Genomic DNA, 16,743 nt, shown 5'->3' on the forward strand with positions numbered 1-16,743 from the left:
ATGGTGCCCTTGGGCCCGGGCATGGGCCCTGATGGAGCACGGGTGGCAGCCTCTTCGGAAGACATCAAACAGCGAACAGACAGCACCAGCGCCGTCAGCAGTGACGCGCTGGATGCGCTCGGCAGCATGGGCGCGCGCATGGTCAGCAAGGGCCTGGCCTCCAAGCTGCTGGCCATTGGGGGCGCCTTTCTGGTGCTGGCCCTGGCCTCCATCGGCCTGACCCTGTGGGTGACCTGGCAACTGGAAGGGGGCGCGGCCGCCGTGAACGAGGCTGGGCGCATGCGCATGCGCAGCTACCAGCTGGCCCTGAGCCTGCAGCATCCCACGGTCGAGCAGGCAGAATTCCCGCACGACATCCAGCGCAGGCTGCAGGACTTCGAGAACAGCCTGACGCTGCTTCGCACCGGTGACCCTGGGCGCCCCTTGAGCGTGCCTTGGGATGAAGACACCCGCAGCGGCTTCACGGGCGTGAATGAGGACTGGGCGGTGCTGCGCGCCCAGGCGCTGGAGATCGCCAACGGTGCGCCGATTTCCGGCTCGCTGCGCGGCAATGTCGACGACTTTGTTTCCCGCATCGACGTTTTCGTGTCCGCCATCGAGCACCACATTGCACGCTGGACGGCCTTGCTGCACACCTTCCAGCTGGCGATGATGGCTTTGGCCGTGCTCAGCGCGCTGGCCATGCTGTACGCGGGGCACGTTGTCATCCTGGAGCCCGTTGCACGTCTGCAGAGTGGCTTGCGGCGCATCGAAGAGGGTGACTTCTCGACGCGGGTCACGGTCGATACCGAGGATGAACTGGGGGCCCTGGCCTCGGGCTTCAACAGCATGGCCGAGAACCTGCAGTCGCTCTATGGCAACCTGGAGTTCAAGGTCAAGGAAAAGACCGCCGGCCTGGAGATCAAGCAGGCACGGCTCAGTGCCCTGTACGAGGTGGCCGCGTTCGTGGCCAAGGCGGACAAGCTGGAAGTTCTGGCTCAAGGCTTCGCGCAACAGATGCGCCGCATCGCCCATGCAGACGCCGTGGCCATCCGCTGGTCTGACGAGGCCAATGAGCGTTATGTGCTGCTGGCCAGCGACTGCCTGCCCAAGATCATGGCCGAAGACGAGCAATGCGTGCTGTCCGGCGATTGCCTGTGTGGCGCTCGGGTTGACGCGAGTGGTCTGCCTGGCATCCGCGTGATCCCGATTCAGGACGCTGCCAAGGCACTGGCCAAGGCGTCTGCCGCACAAACGGTGAAAGACCACTGCGAGAAGGCCGGCTACACGACCCTGGTCACCGTGCCCCTGGGCTTGCATCAGCGCGTGCTGGGCGAGGTCGAGCTTTTCTTCAGGGGGGACCCGCACTTCAGCGAAGAAGAACGTGGTCTGTTCGAGGCCCTGGCCAGCCACCTGGCCGGGGCCATGGAAAGCCTGCGCGCAGCCGCCCTGGACCGCGAATCCGCCGTGGCGGCCGAGCGCCAGATGCTGGCCCAGGAGCTGCACGATTCCATTGCCCAGTCCCTGGCCTTCCTCAAGATCCAGATGCAGCTGTTGCGCGACGCCATGATGCGCGGCGACGACAAGGCCATCGAGGCCAGCATGAACGAGCTGGATGCCGGCGTGCGCGAAAGCTACAGCGATGTGCGCGAGTTGCTGCTGCATTTCCGTGTGCGCACGCATGCCGAAGACATCGAGCCGGCCTTGCGTGAGACCCTGTCCAAGTTCGAGCACCAGTCCGGCTTGCGTGGCCACCTGAGCTTGCACAGCCAGGGCCTGCCTTTGCCACCTGATGTGCAGATCCAGGTGCTGCACATCGTGCAGGAGTGCCTGTCCAACGTGCGCAAGCATGCCCAGGCCACGCAGGTCTGGGTGGATGTACAAACGCAGCCGGCCTGGTGTGTGTCCGTGTCCGACAATGGTTGCGGCTTCGATGTCGAGTCCGGCCCGCCGGACGATACCCACGTGGGCTTGCGCATCATGCGTGAGCGCGCACAACGCATTGGCGCCACCTTGACCTTCCAGTCGGCCCCGGACGGGACCCGCGTCGAGCTGCGCCTGCCCAAGCTGACGGCCAGCCCGAGCCACTCACCCGGGAGTGCCGGCGCCGACACTGCCATGAACCTTGCCTCTACATGACCGACAACGTGACCGTTCGCCTGCTCGTGGTTGATGACCACAATCTGTTTCGCCGTGGCCTGATCGCCTTGCTCTCTCGTGACAGCCGCGTCAGCGTGGTGGCCGAGGCGCGTGATGCGGGTGAGGCGCTGAAGATGGCGCAGCTGCACAAACCCGATGTCATCTTGCTGGACAACCACCTGCCTGGTGTGCATGGCGTGGACGCCTTGCCCCAGTTGTATGCCGCGGTGCCGCAGGTGCGCATCGTGATGTTGACCGTCAGCGAGGATGCCGATGACCTGGCCCAGGCCTTGTCCAGGGGCGCGGCGGGTTACCTGCTCAAGACCATCGAGGGCGAGGCGCTGGTGGATGCCATCTTGCGGGTGCGGGCAGGGGAGTCCGTGGTGTCGCCCGAGATGACGACCAAGCTGATTGCGGCTTATCGACAGGCCCTCAGTTCACCAGCGGAGGCCGGCGGTGCGTCCGGCGCACCCCTTGCCCCGCTTGGCAACGAGGCAGCGGAGGCTGAGCACCTGGGAACACGGGTCGATGCACGCGGCGAGGAGCTGGCTGCTGGCATGTCCCGCCTGTCGCCACGTGAGCGCGACATCCTGCGCGAAATTGCCCGTGGTGCCAGCAACAAGGAAATCGCCCGCACGCTGGACATCGCCGAGACCACGGTCAAGATCCACGTGCAGCACATCCTGCGCAAGCTCAACCTGACTTCGCGCGTGCAGGCGGCTGTGTTCGCCACGAGTCAGTCCAGGGATTGAGTCGGCAGGAAGACTGATCCAGATCAAGCCCCAGGGGTGGTAGTACTCCCAACGGATGATGTCCATGTTCGAGAGAAGGATGTTCAGAGCAGGCTGATTTTTTGACACTGCGTGGCATTGGAAAGGAGTTTCCCATGTCTACGCGAGGCAAAGCCTTATCTGTCCTGGGCGTCAGCACACTGGCCTTCACGGTGTGCTTCATGGCCTGGATGATGTTCGGGGTCATCGGCATCCCGATCAAGAAAACGCTCGGCTTGAGCGCCACCGAGTTCGGTCTTTTGACCGCTACACCAGTCCTGACTGGCTCGCTCGTGCGTGTGCCGCTGGGCCTGTGGACCGACCGCTTCGGTGGCCGCATCGTGATGTTTGTCACCTTGCTGCTGTGCGTGCTCCCCATCTACCTGCTGAGTTACGCCACGCAGTACTGGCATTTCCTGGTGCTGGGCCTGTTCCTGGGGCTGGCTGGTGGTTCGTTCTCGGTGGGCACACCTTATGTGGCCCGCTGGTTCCCCAAGAGCCAGCAAGGCTTCGCCATGGGTGTGTTCGGGGCTGGTAACTCGGGTGCAGCGGTCAACAAGTTCGTGGCATCTGCCCTGGTGGTGGCCTTCGGCTGGACCATGGTGCCGAAGGTATACGCCGCCGTGATGCTGGGTACGGCCCTGATCTTCTGGTTCGGTAGCCATTCCGACCCTGCTCACCTGGTTCAATCCAAGGCCAGCCTCACCGAGCAGCTCAAGCAGCTCAAGGACCCGCGCGTGCTCAAGTACTGCCAGTACTACAGCATCGTGTTCGGTGGTTACGTGGGCCTGAGCCTGTGGATGGTGCAGTACTACGTGGGTGAGTACGGCCTGGACATCCGCGTGGCCGCCTTGCTGGCTGCCTGCTTCTCGCTGCCTGGCGGCGTGCTGCGCGCGATCGGCGGTTACCTGTCGGACAAGCACGGCGCACACAAGGTCACCTGGTGGGTGCTGTGGGCCAGCTGGATCTGCCTGTTCATCCTGAGCTATCCGCAGACCGACTTCTCCATCAACACCGTCAATGGCGTCAAGACCTTTCACCTCGGCCTGAACGTCTACGCCTTCACCGCACTGATGTTCGCCCTGGGCATCGCCTGGGCCTTCGGCAAGGCCAGCGTCTTCAAGTACATCAGCGACGACTACCCCACCAATATCGGCGCCATCTCCGGCATCGTGGGTCTGGCTGGCGGCATGGGTGGCTTCATCCTGCCCATCATCTTCGGCGTTCTGCTGGACATGACCGGGGTCCGCTCCAGCGCCTTCATGTTCCTCTACGGCGTGGTCTGGGTCTCCCTGATCTGGATGTACCGCACCGAAGTCCGCTCTCGTGACGTGCTGGGTGGTGAACCCCAGGGCGCGCTTGTCGGCAGCCGCGCCTGAATCACCGCATCACCTTGAACAAGGACAACATCATGGCAAGCACAACTGTGTCGTCAGGGCCGGCCAAGCCGGGCAGTACCCTGGCCATCTGGACCCCGGAAGACAAGTCCTTCTGGGAGGCCGAAGGGCAGGCGATCGCCAAGCTCAACCTGTGGATCTCGGTGCCCGCGCTGTTCCTGGCCTTTGCGGTCTGGCAGCTGTGGAGCGTGGCGGCGGTCAATCTGCCGCTGCTGGGTTTCAAGTACACCACCAACCAGCTGTTCTGGCTGGCATCGGCACCCGCGCTGTCGGGTGCGACGCTGCGCATCTTCTACTCCTTCATGGTGCCGGTCTTTGGTGGCCGCCGCTGGACGGCGATCTCGACGGCTTCCTTGCTGATCCCTGCCATCGGCATCGGCATGGCGATTCAAGATCCGACCACGCCTTATCCCACCATGCTGATCCTGGCGCTGCTGTGCGGCCTGGGGGGCGGCAACTTCAGCTCCAGCATGTCCAACATCAGCTTCTTCTTCCCGAAGGAGCGCAAGGGCTCGGCCCTGGGCGTGAACGCCGGCCTGGGCAACCTGGGCGTGTCGGTGGTGCAGTTCCTCAGCCCCATCATCATCTCGGTGGGCGTGTTCGGTGTGTTCGGTGGCGACTCGCAGCAGATCGTCAACAAGGCAGGTGCGCACGTTGAAATCTGGGCCCAGAACGCCGCCTTCGTGTGGGTGCCCTGGATCGTGATTGCCACGCTGGCCGCCTGGTTCTTCATGAACGACATCGCGGACGCCAAGGCCTCGTTCGCCACGCAAGCGGCGATCTTCCGCAACAAGCACAACTGGCTGATGTGCATCCTGTACCTGGGTACCTTCGGCTCCTTCATTGGTTATGCCGCCGGCTTCCCGCTGCTGATCAAGTCGCAGTTCAAGGATGTGAACCCGCTGGCTTACGCCTGGATCGGCCCGCTGGTGGGTGCGCTGGTGCGCCCCTTCGGTGGCTGGCTGGCCGACAAGCTCGGTGGTGCCCGTGTGACCTACTGGAACTTCATCGTCATGGCCTGCGCGGTGGTGGGTGTGCTGTTCTTCCTGCCCAAGGGCGCGCACAGTGCCTTCGCCTTGCCCTGGGGGCCTGAGGCTGGCAACTTCACCGGCTTCTTCCTGATGTTCCTGGTGCTGTTCCTGACCACGGGCATTGGCAATGGTTCGACCTTCCGCATGATCCCTGTGATCTTCATGAACCTCAAGACCAAGGGTGTGGCCCGCAATGACGAGGCCGGCATGAACGCCGCCATAAAGGAGGCCAACACCGAAGCCGCCGCCGTGCTGGGTTTCACCGCCGCCGTAGCGGCCTACGGTGGCTTCTTCATCCCCAAGAGTTACGGCACGTCGATCGGCGCCACGGGTGGCCCCGAAGCGGCCCTGTTGATCTTCATCGCTTTTTATCTGCTGTGCATCGTGACCACCTGGTGGTTCTATGCGCGTGACAACGCCGAGCAGCCCTGCTGATTGGATACGGAGTAAACACAATGAGCCACTTTCTGGACAAGCTGACCTATTTCGCGCAGCCCAAGCAGGGCTTCTCGGATGGGCATGGTGTCACCACCGGCGAAGACCGCACCTGGGAAGACGCCTATCGCAACCGCTGGCAACACGACAAGATCGTGCGTTCCACCCACGGTGTGAATTGCACGGGCTCCTGCTCGTGGAAGATCTACGTCAAGGGCGGCATCGTGACCTGGGAAACCCAGCAGACCGATTACCCTCGCACCCGGCCTGATCTGCCCAACCACGAGCCACGCGGCTGTGCGCGCGGCGCCAGCTACTCCTGGTATCTGTACAGCGCCAACCGCGTCAAGCACCCCATGGTGCGCGGCGAGTTGCTCAAGCATTGGCGTGCTGCGCGTGCCGTGGCCAAGTCCCCGGTGGACGCCTGGGCGGCCTTGATGAGCAATCCCGATACCCGCCGCAGCTGGCAGAAAGAGCGAGGCCTGGGCGGTTTCGTGCGCGCCAGCTGGGACGAGGTCAACGAGATCGTGGCCGCCGCCAACGTCTACACGATCAAGCAGCATGGGCCGGACCGCATCATCGGCTTCTCGCCGATCCCGGCCATGTCCATGATCTCGTATGCCGCAGGCAGCCGCTACCTGAGCCTGATCGGTGGCGTGTGCATGTCCTTCTACGACTGGTATTGCGACCTGCCGCCCGCCAGCCCGCAAATCTGGGGCGAGCAGACCGACGTGCCTGAATCGGCCGACTGGTACAACTCGACCTTCATCATCGCCTGGGGCTCCAACGTGCCCCAGACCCGCACCCCGGACGCCCACTTCTTCACCGAGGTCCGCTACAAGGGCGCCAAGACGGTCGCCGTCACGCCCGACTACGCGGAAATCTCCAAGCTGGCCGACATCTGGATGCACCCCAAGCAGGGCACCGATGCCGCCGTGGCCATGGCCATGGGCCATGTGATCCTCAAGGAGTTCTACTTCGACAAGCGCAGCGCGTACTTCGACGATTACGCCCGCCGCTACACCGACCTGCCCATGCTGGTCATGCTCGAAGAGCAGGACACCCCGGCCGGCAAGGCCCTGGTCCCTGGCCGCTACCTGCGCGCCAGCGACATGAGCGCCGAACTGGCCGCGGGCAGCAACTCCGAATGGAAGACCCTGGCTTACGAGCTGGATGGCCGCATCGTGCAGCCCAATGGCTCGATCGGCTTCCGCTGGGGTGCCGACGGCCGCGCTGATCAAGGCAAGTGGAACCTGGAAAGCAAGGAAGCCGTGGGCGACCGCGAGGTCAAGTTCAGGTTGTCGGTGCTGGAAGAGGGCACCCAGGCCGACATCAACAAGGTGGCCTTCCCGTACTTCGGTGGCATCGACACCCCCAACTTCAACGCCAACAAGCAAGGCGATGTGCTGCTGCGCAATGTGCCCATGAAGCGCATCACCGTGCAGGACAAGGGCGTGAGCAAGGACGTGTGGGTGGCCACGGTGTTCGACCTGCAGGTGGCCAGCTACGGTGTGAACCGCGGCCTGACCGATGCACAAGGCAATCTGGTGGACGACGGCGCCAAGTCCTTTGATGACAATGTGGCCTACACGCCCGCCTGGCAAGAGCAGATCACCGGTGTGCCCCGCGCACAGATCCTCACCGTGGCCCGTCAGTTCGCCGACAACGCCGACAAGACCAAGGGCAAGTCCATGGTCATCATCGGCGCGGCCATGAACCACTGGTACCACTGCGACATGAACTACCGCGGCATCATCAACATGCTGATGATGTGTGGCTGTATCGGCCAGTCGGGTGGGGGCTGGGCGCACTATGTGGGCCAGGAAAAGCTGCGCCCGCAAACTGGCTGGACGGCCCTGGCCTTTGCGCTGGACTGGTCGCGCCCGCCGCGCCAGCAGAACTCCACCAGCTTCTTCTATGCCCACACCGACCAGTGGCGCTACGAAAAGCTGGGCGTAGGCGAGGTGCTCTCGCCGCTGGCCGACAAGAAGATGTTCGGCGGCAGCATGATCGACTACAACGTGCGTGCCGAGCGCATGGGCTGGCTGCCCTCTGCACCCCAGCTGGAAACCAACCCGCTGAAGGTGGTGAAGGACGCGCAGGCCAAGGGCATGGACCCCAAGGACTATGTGGTCGACGCGCTCAAGAACGGCACGCTGAACCTGTCCTGCGAGGACCCGGACAACCCAGCCAACTGGCCGCGCAACATGTTCGTGTGGCGTTCCAACATCCTGGGTTCATCGGGCAAGGGCCACGAGTACTTCCTCAAGCACCTGCTGGGCACCACCCACGGCGTGCAGGGCAAGGACCTGGGCGCTGACGACACCAAGCCTGAAGAAGTCAAGTGGCATGCTGAAGCGCCACAAGGCAAGCTGGACCTGCTGGTCACGCTGGACTTCCGCATGAGCACCACCTGCCTGTACTCGGACATCGTGCTGCCCACCGCCACCTGGTACGAGAAGAACGACCTCAACACCAGCGACATGCACCCCTTCATCCACCCGCTGTCTGCGGCGGTGGACCCGGCCTGGGAAGCCCGTTCTGACTGGGAGATCTACAAGGGCTTTGCCAAGAAGTTCTCCGAAGTTTGCGTGGGCCACCTGGGCACCGAGAAGGAAGTGGTGCTCACGCCCATCATGCACGACACCGCTGGCGAAATGGCCCAGCCCTTTGGTGTGCAGGAATGGAAGAAGGGCGAGATCGACCTGCTGCCCGGCAAGACCGCACCGCAGATCACCGTGGTCGAGCGCGATTACCCCAACACCTACAAGCGCTTCACCTCCCTGGGCCCGCTGATGAACAAGCTGGGCAATGGCGGCAAGGGCATCGGCTGGAACACGCAGGATGAAGTCCATGCGCTGGGCGAGCTCAATGGCCTGGTGCGCGAGGAGGGCGTGAGCAAGGGCTTCCCGAAGATCGAGTCCGACATCGACGCCACCGAGGTGGTGCTGATGCTGGCCCCCGAGACCAACGGCCACGTGGCCGTCAAGGCCTGGGAGGCACTGGGCAAGCAGACCGGCCTGGATCACACCCACCTGGCCCTGCACCGCGAAGACGAGAAGATCCGCTACCGCGACATCCAGGCGCAGCCGCGCAAGATCATCTCCTCGCCGACTTGGTCTGGCCTGGAAAGCGAGAAGGTCTCGTACAACGCCGGCTACACCAATGTGCATGAGCTGATCCCATGGCGCACGCTCACCGGCCGTCAGCAGTTCTACATGGATCACCCATGGATGATTGCTTTCGGTGAAGGCTTCGTGTCCTACCGGCCACCGGTGGACCTCAAGACCCTGCACGACGTGCAGGACCGCAAGCCCAACGGCCACAAGGAAATTGCGCTGAACTTCATCACGCCGCACCAGAAGTGGGGCATTCACTCCACCTACACGGACAACCTGTTGATGCTCACGCTCAACCGCGGTGGCCCCGTGATCTGGCTGAGCGAGGATGACGCCAAGGGCGCCGGCATCGTGGACAACGACTGGGTCGAGCTGTTCAACACCAACGGCGCCATTGCGGCCCGTGCGGTGGTGAGCCAGCGCGTCAAGCCCGGCATGGTCATGATGTACCACGCGCAGGAAAAGATCATCAACACCCCGGGCTCTGAGATCACCGGCACACGCGGTGGCATCCACAACTCGGTGACGCGCATCGTGCTCAAGCCCACGCACATGATCGGTGGCTACGCCCAGTTGAGCTATGGCTTCAACTACTACGGCACGATCGGCACCAACCGCGATGAGTTCGTGGTGGTGCGCAAGATGAACAAGGTCGATTGGCTGGACGACGAAGTGTCCACGCAAGGAGAACATGCATGAAGATCCGTGCACAAATCGGCATGGTCCTGAACCTGGACAAGTGCATTGGTTGCCACACCTGCTCGGTGACCTGCAAGAACGTCTGGACCAGTCGCCCTGGCGTCGAGTACGCCTGGTTCAACAACGTCGAAACCAAGCCCGGCATCGGTTATCCCAAGGAATGGGAAAACCAGGACAAGTGGAATGGTGGCTGGGTGCGCAAGGGCAACGGCAAGATCGAGCCCCGTCAAGGCGGCAAGCTCAGCTTGCTGATGAAGATCTTCGCCAACCCGAACCTGCCGCAGATCGACGATTACTACGAACCCTTCACCTTCGACTACGAGCACCTGCAGAACGCGCCCAAGTCCAAGGCGCCGCCGACCGCTCGCCCACGCAGCCTGATCACCGGCAAGCGCATGGAGAAGATCGAGTGGGGCCCCAACTGGGAAGAAATCCTGGGTGGCGAGTTCAGCAAGCGCAGCAAGGACAAGAACTTCGATGATGTCCAGAAGGACATCTACGGCCAGTTCGAGAACACCTTCATGATGTACCTGCCGCGCCTGTGCGAGCACTGCCTGAACCCGGCGTGCGTGGCGTCGTGCCCCTCAGGCTCGATCTACAAGCGCGAGGAAGACGGCATCGTGCTGATCGACCAGGACAAGTGCCGCGGCTGGCGCATGTGCGTCAGCGGCTGCCCGTACAAGAAGATCTACTACAACTGGCAATCGGGCAAGGCCGAGAAGTGCATCTTCTGCTACCCCCGCATCGAAGCGGGCCAACCCACGGTTTGCTCCGAAACCTGCGTGGGCCGCATCCGCTACCTGGGCGTGCTGCTGTATGACGCCGACCGCATCCAGGAAGCCGCCAGCGTCGAGCATGACCGCGACCTGTACCAGGCGCAGCTCGACATCTTCCTGGACCCGAATGACCCCAAGGTGATTGAGCAGGCCCGCAAGGATGGCATCCCCGATGCCTGGATGGCCGCGGCCCGCAACAGCCCCGTTTACAAGATGGCCGTGGAGTGGAAGGTGGCCCTGCCGCTGCACCCTGAGTACCGCACGCTGCCCATGGTCTGGTACGTGCCGCCCCTGTCGCCCATCCAGGCTGCGGCCAACTCGGGTGACATCGGCGTCAACGGCGAGATCCCGGATGTCAACCAGTTGCGCATCCCCGTCAAGTACCTGGCCAACCTGCTGACCGCAGGCGACACCATGCCCGTCACGCGCGCGCTGGAGCGCATGCTGGCCATGCGCGCCTACATGCGTGGCAAGCATGTGGACGGCGTGGAGAACAAGCGCGTGCTGGATCAGGTCGGCATGGACAAGCACACCGTGGACGACATGTACAACATCATGGCCATTGCCAACTACGAAGACCGTTTCGTGATCCCGTCCGCACACCGCGAGTACGCCGAAAACGCGTTCGACGTGCGTGGCGGCTGTGGCTTCTCGTTTGGCAACGGCTGCTCGGAAGGGCAGACCGACGCCAGCCTGTTCGGTGGCAAGAAGCGCCGCACCATCCCCATCAAGTCGGAGGTTTGAGACCATGAAGAAGACACCGACTTACAGCCTGCGTGTGCTCGCCCGCCTGATGGGCTACCCCGATGCAGACTTGCGCGCGGCCTTGCCGGCCCTGCGCGAGGCCTTGCATGCCGAAGGGGCCTTGTCGGCCAAGCGCCTGCAAGGCCTGGACACCCTCATCGACAGCCTGGCAGCGCGCGACATTTTTGACGTGGAGACCGACTACGTCGAGTTGTTCGACCGCGGCCGCGCCACGTCCTTGAACCTGTTCGAGCACGTGCATGGCGATTCACGCGACCGTGGCCAGGCCATGGTCGACCTGCTGCAGACCTATGAGCAGGGCGGCCTGTTCCTGGACCCGTCGCAGGCCAACCGTGAAATGCCCGACTACCTGCCCGTGGTGCTGGAGTTTGTCTCCACGCAGCCCGCCGCTCAGGCTGTGGGCTTCATGAGCGAGGTGGCGCACATCCTCAACGCCATCTATGCAGCCCTGCTCAAGCGCCACAGCCTGTATGCCCACGTGCTGGGTGCGGCGCTGGAGCTGGGTGAACAGCCCATCGAGGCGGTCGAGGTGCCTGAAGAAGAGGCCCTGGACGCAGCCTGGGCCGAGCCCGATGCCTTTGGCGGTTGTTCCAGCAAGGGCCAGCAGCGGCCGGATCAGCCTCAACCCATCCAGATCGTCCGGCGCAATGCGCAGGGCGCGCAGCAAAACAGAGGAGCAGCAGCATGAGCCTCACACATCAATTCATCTTTGGCATCTACCCGTATATCTGCGGGGCCATCTTCCTGCTGGGCAGCCTGGCGCGCTTTGATCGCGACCAGTACACCTGGCGCAGCGAGTCCAGCCAGATGCTGGCCACGGGTACCTTGAGGGCGGGCTCCAACCTGTTCCACCTGGGCATCATTGGTCTGTTCTTCGGTCACTTCTTCGGCATGCTGACGCCGCCCGAGATCATCCACGCCCTGGGCGTGACGGCCTCGCAAAAGCAGATGCTGGCCGTGATCGCCGGTGGCACGCTGGGCAGCATCGGCCTCATCGGGCTGCTGTTGCTGATCCATCGCCGCCTGAGCAACGAGCGCGTGCGCGCCACTTCGCGTGGCCGTGACTTCCTCGTGCTGTTCTGGATCCTGGCGACGCTGTTGCTGGGCTTGTCCACCGTGCCCCTGTCGATCGAGCACAGTGATGGCGGCACCATGCTCAAGCTCATGGCCTGGGCCCAGCATGTGGTGACCTTCCGTGGTGACGCAGCCAGCTTCATCACCGATGTGTCCACGGTGTTCAAGGTGCACATGTTCATGGGCATGAGCCTGTTCGCCATCTTCCCCTTCACCCGCCTGGTGCATGTGTGGAGCGGCTTTGCCTCGGTGGGCTACCTGGTTCGCCCGTGGCAAGTGGTGCGCAGCCGCAAGATCGGCCTGTAAGGAGACAAGCACATGCAAGTTGCTGAACTTACCCTGCCCGTGGCCTTGCGCGTGGGCGACGTGGTGCTGGCGGACGCTTCTGAGCTCTTGACCGATGCCGATCGGCGCCAGCGCGCCAGCCTGGAGTTGTTGCGTCAGGCGGCGATCGAAGCCGGTTTGCTGGCTGAGGATGACCCTGCACCGGAAGGTGGCGTTATCACCGAGGCCGCGGCCGAGGCGATCGACCAGTACCTGCTGCAGCAACTGCGTGTGCCCGAGCCCGACGAGGCAGCCTGCCGCCGTCACCATGCGGCGCACGCTGCGCAATACGCGATTGGCGAGCGCGTGCAGGCCCGCCACATCCTGTTTGCCGTGACGCCTGGGGTGGACGTGCAGGCCCTGCGCCAGCGCGCCGAGCAGGCTTTGCTGGAGGTGCGTGCCGATCCCAATCGCTTTGGCGAGACGGCTCGCCAGTTGTCCAACTGCCCCAGCAGCGAACGGGGCGGCGACCTGGGCTGGCTCGATGCCCAGGACTGTGCGCCCGAGTTTGCCCGGGAGCTTTTCGGGCAGACCGAAGGCACGGCCAACGTGGGCGTGTTGCCGCGACTGGTGCACAGCCGCTTTGGCCTGCATGTGGTCGAGGTGCTGGCGCGGGACCCTGGGCAGGCGCAGCCTTATGAAGCCGTGAGCGAAGCCGTGGCGCAGTCTTTGCGCCAACAAGCCTGGATCACGGCCTTGCAGCAGACGATGCGCGTGCTGGCCTCGCGCTGGGACGTGCAGGGCGTGGACCTGGACGCAGCAGACTCACCACTGATTCAGTGATCGTCCATGGATGACCACTTATTGGAGCGCCTCAGGCGCTTCCGTAACGACTACTTCCCGGACTACAAGGAACAGTTCCAGCATCTGGTGGAACAAGGCCAGCACCCCACGATCCTGTTCGTGGGCTGCTCCGACTCCCGGCTCGTGCCCTATATGCTGACGGGCACCGGGCCCGGCGAGTTGTTCATCGTGCGCAATGTGGGGGCCCTGGTGCCGCCCTATAACGGCCTGCATGGCCTGCACGGCACGGCGGCCGCCATCGAATACGCGGTGCTCAATCTTCATGTGAGCCACATCATCGTGTGCGGCCATTCCCATTGCGGCGCGATGAAGGCGCTGTACGAAGAGGTGTCGCCCGAGGCCAAGAACCTGCAAGCCTGGCTGGACCTGGCCCGTGAGGCGGCCTTGCCGGTGCAGGTGTCCGAAGAGGCCTTGCGCCGCACGGAGCAACGCTCCATCGTGCTGCAACTGGAGCGCTTGATGGACTATCCCATGGTGCGCCAGCGCGTCGAGAAACGGCAGATCTCGCTGCACGGGTGGCACTATGTGATCGAAGAGGGCGAGGTCTATGTGTTCGACGTGAAGTCTGGCCGCTTCGTGCCGGCCACGCACGCGGAACACAGTGGAACGGGGCCGTACCAGGACGTCGATCCTGACAACGGCTCCATCTTCAACGAGGTGGATGCTTCGTGGTATCCGAACGGTAACACCTGAATGAGGGGGGGCATGAAGGCATGGTGGTGTGTACATAATGGAGAACGATAAAAACTCAGGAGTGTCTATGTCTGTATACCAAGCTGGCGTTCGTCTATTCGTTTCGCTGACCGTTCTGGCGGCCGCTTCCTTGCAGGTGGCTCACGCGGAAGATCCCTTCTTCAGCTCCAGTGTGAGCATCGGCAATCTGCGCTATCGCCTGATCGATCTGGATCCCAACGATGGCATCACGCCGGGCATCACGATCAGCGGTGGTAACTGGTTTGGCAGCACGACCTTGTCCCAGGCGCCGACCTTGTCTGATTACGGCTACAACCTTCACACGCCCACCGTCTCTGATGGGGCGGGCTATCAGGTCGGCCCGTTGGGGCAGGGCAGCCCCGCAGCGACGCTCACCCCTGATAACTCCATCAACCTGACCGCTTCCAGCACGCAGACGAGTGCCTCGGTGACGGTCTCCAGCCTGAACGTCCAGTCGGCCTCTGCGCCCGCTGCGTACGGCAACTATGACTACACCACGTACGGCGCCAACAGCGTCACTGGGCAGTACGGCAGTTTCGACGTCACCAACACGTCTACGCAGTACATGTCTTCGGTAAGCAGGTCGGCTAGCGTCGGAACCGTGAATGGGGATACCCCTCAACCTGCTGTCATCCAGTTGACGGCCAATACCCTGTTGATCGTCGAAGGATCTGCCACGCTCAATATGTCTGTGGACCGCAGCAACCTGGTTGGTTCGCTGGTGTCCGAGGGGGGCACTCAGCTGGGCTACCCCATTTCTACGCCTGGCCACTATGCATCGGTGTTTAACCAGTCTGGCAGCGGTTCCGCTGATGCGTTTGCGACCATCCGTATCGGCGACAACCTCAGTGGTGTCATGGAGGCTGCGTACTTCAACAGCACGGGTTCTGGTTTCAGCCTGGGCAGGTCACTCAGCTACAACGGCGATGGATTCAGCAGCTGGGATCCCGAGTCTCAGTCGTATGTCACCGACAGCGCCATGACCTCCAACAGTGTTGACACACAGGATTGGACGCTGAGCCTGGCCAATCTGGGGACGGGTAGCAAGACGGTGTACCTGGCGGCAAGTGTCAATGTGGATTTGAACCAGGAGGTTTCGCGCACCGAGACCATCTCCGACGTGACTTTCACGCCTCTGGACATCACCCCAGCCATTCCCGAGCCTTCCACTTATGCGTTGATGGGCCTGGGCCTTGCTGGCATCAGTCTGGCGGCACGCCAGCGTCGTTCCCGCTGACAAGCCGCCTTCTGATGCGGGCCGATTCGGCCTGTCGAAGCCCCGCGATCCAATCGACGCGGGGCTTTTTTGTTGCAGGGGGTAATAACATCATCAGAAAGAACGATGCTCATTACCCCACTAGATCTGTTGGGCATCTTTGCGCCTCATCAAATCCATGCTTGGCATGGATGCTCAGAATGAACTCAGGTTCATGCGATCGAGAGGAGCAACATGATGGGTTCGCGCAGACTGAATGTGGTGTCCTACCTGGGCAGTCAGCCCTTGTTCAAGGACATGTCCGCGCCTGAGTTGGCGCGCATTGCAGCAGCCTCTACCGTCAGGCGTCTGTCACGGGGGGAGGAGTTGTTTCACGCCGGGCAGTCCTGCGAAGGGCTGTATCTGGTCATCGACGGCATGATCAAGCTGTATGCCAAGGCGCCCAGCGGCCATGAAAAGGTGATCGAGGTGATCGGGGCAGGGGGCTGCGTGTCAGAGTCGCTGATGTTCAGCGAAGGCGCGCACAGCGTGAACGCCAGCGTGTTGTTCGACGTGCAGTTGCTGGTGGTGCCCAAGGACGTGCTGGTCCACGAGATCGAGCATAACGCTGGCCTGGCCATGCGCATGCTCACAGGCCTGTCGCGACGCATGAATGGCCTGGTCAAGGACATCGAGGCCGTGACCTTGCACTCCGGCGTCAAACGGGTGGTGGACTACCTGCTGCATTCGCCCGTGGTGGGCGAGGCGCACAACACCGAGCAGGACGTGACCGTCTCGCTGCCGGCCAGCAAGGGCACGATCGCGTCCCTGTTGTCGGTCACGCCGGAGCACTTCTCGCGCATCCTGCACGACCTGCAGGCCAATGGCCTGATCTCGGTGGAGCGCCGGCACATCCACATCCTGGACGCACAGCGGCTGGCCAGCTACGCCTGAGGCATCCGTCTGAAGAACGATGCGGGGTATCTGGCTGTGGCCAAAGCCCCGTTTCTTGAACCGCTTCAAGGAAAACAAGTTTTCGCAGCCCTAGTCTCACGCTGTCCCTTGACAAGAAGGAGAATGGTATGACCCAGGGCAAGCAAGGCGGCTTCACCAAGCAGGCCGCCCGCAATATCTTTTACGGCGGAACCGTGTTCTTTGTGCTGCTGTTTGCGGCCATTGTTTTCGACTCGGAGCGCAAGATCCCGCAGCGCTCCAATGTGCAGAACATCACCGAGTCGGTGGTGCGCGGCAAGCACATCTGGGAAACACGCAACTGCATCGGCTGCCACACCTTGCTGGGTGAGGGCGCTTACTTTGCGCCGGAGCTGGGCAATGTCTACAAGCGCCGTGGACCCGAGTTCATCAAGGCCTGGATCAAGGGTCAACCCACCGGCGCACCTGGCCGCCGCCAGATGCCGCAGTTCAACCTCACAGACCAGCAGCTCGATGACATGGTTGAGTTCCTCAAGTGGACCAGCGAAGTCAATACCGAGAAGTGGCCCCCCAATATCGAAGGTTGACC

General features: G+C 62.8%; 13 protein-coding genes. All 13 read left to right on the forward strand.

Features of this window, described 5'->3' with window-relative positions:
* Positions 1 to 42 precede the first annotated feature (42 nt).
* The 13 genes from JY96_RS19435 to JY96_RS19495 all read left to right on the forward strand — a co-directional run bounded on the left by JY96_RS19435 (position 43) and on the right by JY96_RS19495 (position 16,741).
* Positions 43 to 2,118, forward strand: coding sequence for a type IV pili methyl-accepting chemotaxis transducer N-terminal domain-containing protein (locus JY96_RS19435; protein ID WP_235333984.1), 2,076 nt, complete (start codon positions 43 to 45; stop codon positions 2,116 to 2,118).
* Positions 2,115 to 2,870, forward strand: coding sequence for a response regulator (locus tag JY96_RS19440; RefSeq protein WP_035039926.1), 756 nt, complete (start codon positions 2,115 to 2,117; stop codon positions 2,868 to 2,870). Before JY96_RS19435 ends, JY96_RS19440 begins: the two co-directional genes overlap by 4 nt.
* Positions 2,871 to 3,004: 134 nt before the next feature.
* A complete protein-coding gene (locus JY96_RS19445) occupies positions 3,005 to 4,267 on the forward strand; it encodes a nitrate/nitrite transporter (RefSeq protein ID WP_035039928.1) in 1,263 nt (420 codons plus the stop codon).
* 32 nt (positions 4,268 to 4,299) lie between these two features.
* Positions 4,300 to 5,751 carry an MFS transporter gene (locus JY96_RS19450; RefSeq protein ID WP_035043737.1) on the forward strand — a complete coding sequence of 484 codons (1,452 nt, stop codon included), beginning with the start codon at positions 4,300 to 4,302 and terminating at the stop codon, positions 5,749 to 5,751.
* A gap of 20 nt (positions 5,752 to 5,771) precedes the next feature.
* Positions 5,772 to 9,569, forward strand: a complete 3,798-nt coding sequence (locus JY96_RS19455; RefSeq protein WP_035039930.1) for a nitrate reductase subunit alpha — start codon at positions 5,772 to 5,774, stop codon at positions 9,567 to 9,569.
* Positions 9,566 to 11,089: a nitrate reductase subunit beta gene (narH, locus tag JY96_RS19460; protein WP_035039932.1), complete on the forward strand. Its 1,524-nt coding sequence runs from the start codon at positions 9,566 to 9,568 to the stop codon at positions 11,087 to 11,089. The genes JY96_RS19455 and narH overlap by 4 nt, the downstream gene beginning before the upstream one ends.
* Before the next feature lie 4 nt (positions 11,090 to 11,093).
* Complete coding sequence (gene narJ / locus JY96_RS19465) at positions 11,094 to 11,798, forward strand: nitrate reductase molybdenum cofactor assembly chaperone (RefSeq protein WP_035039934.1); 705 nt, start codon at positions 11,094 to 11,096, stop codon at positions 11,796 to 11,798.
* A complete protein-coding gene (gene narI / locus JY96_RS19470; protein WP_035039936.1) occupies positions 11,795 to 12,490 on the forward strand; it encodes a respiratory nitrate reductase subunit gamma in 696 nt (231 codons plus the stop codon). The genes narJ and narI overlap by 4 nt, the downstream gene beginning before the upstream one ends.
* A 12-nt stretch (positions 12,491 to 12,502) precedes the next feature.
* Entirely contained in the window at positions 12,503 to 13,291 is a 789-nt protein-coding gene (locus JY96_RS19475) for a peptidylprolyl isomerase (RefSeq protein WP_035039938.1), read from the forward strand.
* Positions 13,292 to 13,297: 6 nt separating this feature from the next.
* A complete protein-coding gene (locus JY96_RS19480) occupies positions 13,298 to 14,005 on the forward strand; it encodes a carbonic anhydrase (RefSeq protein ID WP_035039940.1) in 708 nt (235 codons plus the stop codon).
* Between the two features lie 67 nt (positions 14,006 to 14,072).
* On the forward strand, positions 14,073 to 15,263 hold the full coding sequence (locus JY96_RS23775) for a PEP-CTERM sorting domain-containing protein (protein WP_200883532.1): 1,191 nt from the start codon (positions 14,073 to 14,075) through the stop codon (positions 15,261 to 15,263).
* 213 nt (positions 15,264 to 15,476) lie between these two features.
* Positions 15,477 to 16,175, forward strand: coding sequence for a Crp/Fnr family transcriptional regulator (locus JY96_RS19490; RefSeq protein WP_081961453.1), 699 nt, complete (start codon positions 15,477 to 15,479; stop codon positions 16,173 to 16,175).
* A 128-nt stretch (positions 16,176 to 16,303) separates the two neighbouring features.
* Positions 16,304 to 16,741 carry a cytochrome c gene (locus JY96_RS19495; RefSeq protein ID WP_035039944.1) on the forward strand — a complete coding sequence of 146 codons (438 nt, stop codon included), beginning with the start codon at positions 16,304 to 16,306 and terminating at the stop codon, positions 16,739 to 16,741.
* The last annotated feature ends 2 nt before the right edge of the window (positions 16,742 to 16,743 follow it).

This window comes from Aquabacterium sp. NJ1, from assembly GCF_000768065.1.
Lineage (GTDB): Bacteria > Pseudomonadota > Gammaproteobacteria > Burkholderiales > Burkholderiaceae_C > Aquabacterium.